We start from the raw sequence: 2,634 nt of genomic DNA, 5'->3' as shown, positions 1-2,634 counted from the left end.
CGATCAATCCGCTAGGGTTGGGCGGCTGATGTAAGCGGCTCAGCATGCTCTGAGCGAGCGCGGACAGATGGACGCCCCGGGGGGCGGTGCGAAGGGGAGTACTTGTGGACGCAACCGCACGCAGTTACGGCAGCTACGGCCTGGCCCTGCTGACCGCCGCCGCGATCACCGTCGCGCCGGTGGTGGCCACCCCGGCCGGGGTGAAGACCTTGGATGCGGCGGTGCAGCTGACCTCCAGCGACATCGCCGCCTTCGACTGGGGCAGCCTCTTCGGCGCGGACGCCGGCCAGGTCTGGTCGAACATCGGCCAGAACCTGCTGACCGACATCATCAACATCCCGGCCAACTGGTGGACCGCGTTGAACACCTACGCCAACGCCGCGCTGGGCTTCCCAGGGATCACCGGCACCACCGACGCTCCCGGCACGTACGACTACCAGGATCCGAACGGCCACCTCGCGCAGATCGACCCGGACAGCGCCGCGCCCGGCGCCGACCAGGGCACCTTGCCCACCGCCGACACCGTCTACCCGTTCTCGGCGCCGATCGGGCCGGACGGCACGCCGGTGGACGTCGGCATCGGCGGCACCGGCAGCTGGTGGATGGAGTCGCTGGGCAACACCTGGGGCTGGGACGAGGGCAACTTCGGCCAGGTGCTCGGCCTGTCCAACATGATCGTGCCGATCCCGCAGTTCTCCACCCCGTTCGCCGACGAGCTGCAGGCCTTCGCGATGCAGAACATCGTCGCCGACCCGCAGGACTGCCCGTTCGAGTGCCCGAACATTCTCGGTTACCTCGGCGGCTGGTTCCACAATCTCGGCGCCAGCCTCACCGGGACCCCGGTCACGGTCGGTGAGACCGCCGGCGGCGACGCCATCTCGCCGATGGGCGTGCCGATCAGCTGGGCCGGCGACAAGGTCGCGTTCGACCCGATGTTCGTCATCACCAGCTTCATGAACAGCCTGGCGGCGAACCCGGACGGCGGCAGCACCATCAACGGTGTGGACGTCACCGCCAACGGCATCTCGGACCTCTACACCAAGTGGTTCACCGACCCGGGTTTGTTCTTTGAGCCGTTCACCCACATCGTCCAGGACCTGTTCAACGACTTCAACCCGCTCGCCGACGGCAGCTTCGTCTACTGGGGCGCCCCGTCGATGTACACGGTGCCGGCGCTGGTCGGCGGCCTGATCCACTCGCTCACCCTCGGCATCGTCGGCAACCCGATGGCCCAGTACACCCTGGCGCCGGGCGGGGCGTTCATGCTGGAGCCCTACTACGACCAGCACATCGTCGGCGGGACCGACGGCACACCGGAGACGCTCGACATCGAGAAACTCTTCCCCGGCATCACCCCGAGTGACTACACCGGCGTCACCGGCGAACAGGGTGCCGGCGGCGCGATCACGGCCGCGGACCTGCCGCAGAGCCTGGGGGCGGGGATGCTGTACTGGACCGCCGGGATGCTCGGCTACCTGGACCCGTACACCTACCTGGGCGATCTCGGGGTGACCGCGGGCACAACCGAGTCCGAACTGACCGAGGCTTTGGACAAGATCGGCCTCGGCGGGCTGACCGACTTCATCTACGACTGGCACGAGGGCATCGACAAGACGCTGATCGACCCACTGCAGAGCCTGGGCAACGGCCTCATCCCGTGGTATCACGACCTGACGGTCGGCGCCGGCCTGGACGCGTTCGCGCAAGCCCACCCAGACGCCGCGGACATGGGCAGCCAAGCGGTGATGGCTATGCTGTCGGGCCTTGCCGGGTAGGTTCTCGACCGCACCAAGCTGTGGCGCATGGCCAGCTTCGGCTTCGGCATCGTCGTCGGGCGGGTACCCGCCCGACGGTCGCCGACGCTGCCGACCCGGGCCGGCTACCTGAGCGCGAGCACATCCGCCGCCGGTGCTTCGCGCCCCGAGAACGCTTTGCCGGTCAACAGAATTCACGCGATGAACTCATCTCAGCGCCGCACCCCGCGCTGCTGGACAGCTCAGCCTTTTCCGGGGTAAATTTCATCGGGTTCGTGGCGACCGGGCGTGCTCGATGACACACGCCCGGCGGAAAGGGAAGATGACGGCAATGGCGGCGACCACACACCGGTACACCACCGCAGGGCTGGCGGTCCTCGCGGCCGCCGCCGTCGCAGCCACGCCGGTGACGGGCGCCCCGGGCGGACGCAACGTCGTCACCGCTTCCGTACGGCTGACCACCGGCGACAATCCGATCGCGGACGTGTGGAGCCAGGACCTGAGCTTCCTCGGTCTGGATCACCTCACCGCCCAGGACTGGGCGAACGTTCCGCAGAACCTGCTCGCCGACCTGCTCGACATCCCGTACAACTTCATCAAGGGAGTGGGCGAGTTCGCCGGCGCCGGCTGGGGGTTCCCGGGGGTGGTCGGAACCGCCGGCGAACCCGCCGCCGGCAGCTACGACCCGGCCGACCCGAACCCGGTGCTCGAGGGCGGCCAGGGCAGCTTCAGCAGCGACTTCTTCGGCCTGTTCGGCCCGAACACCGGAACCACCGATCCGGCCGCGGCCCCCTACTACGCGCCGATCGGCGTAGACCACAGCTGGGTGCCGGTCGGGTTCGGCGGCACCGGCAGCAGGTGGATGGAGTCCCTCGGCAAC

General features: G+C 68.6%; 2 protein-coding genes. Both read left to right on the top strand.

What is annotated here, in order from left to right:
• The first annotated feature begins 104 nt into the window (after positions 1–104).
• On the top strand, positions 105–1,775 hold the full coding sequence (locus AC2VNT_RS07145) for a hypothetical protein (protein ID WP_486946187.1): 1,671 nt from the start codon (positions 105–107) through the stop codon (positions 1,773–1,775).
• Positions 1,776–2,085: 310 nt separating this feature from the next.
• A partial coding sequence (locus AC2VNT_RS07140) for a hypothetical protein (RefSeq protein ID WP_486946186.1) occupies positions 2,086–2,634 on the top strand: 549 nt, incomplete at its 3' end.

It is taken from the genome of Mycobacterium sp. TH-M15, from assembly GCF_057473705.1.
This window is presented reverse-complemented; position numbering and strand designations above follow the sequence as displayed.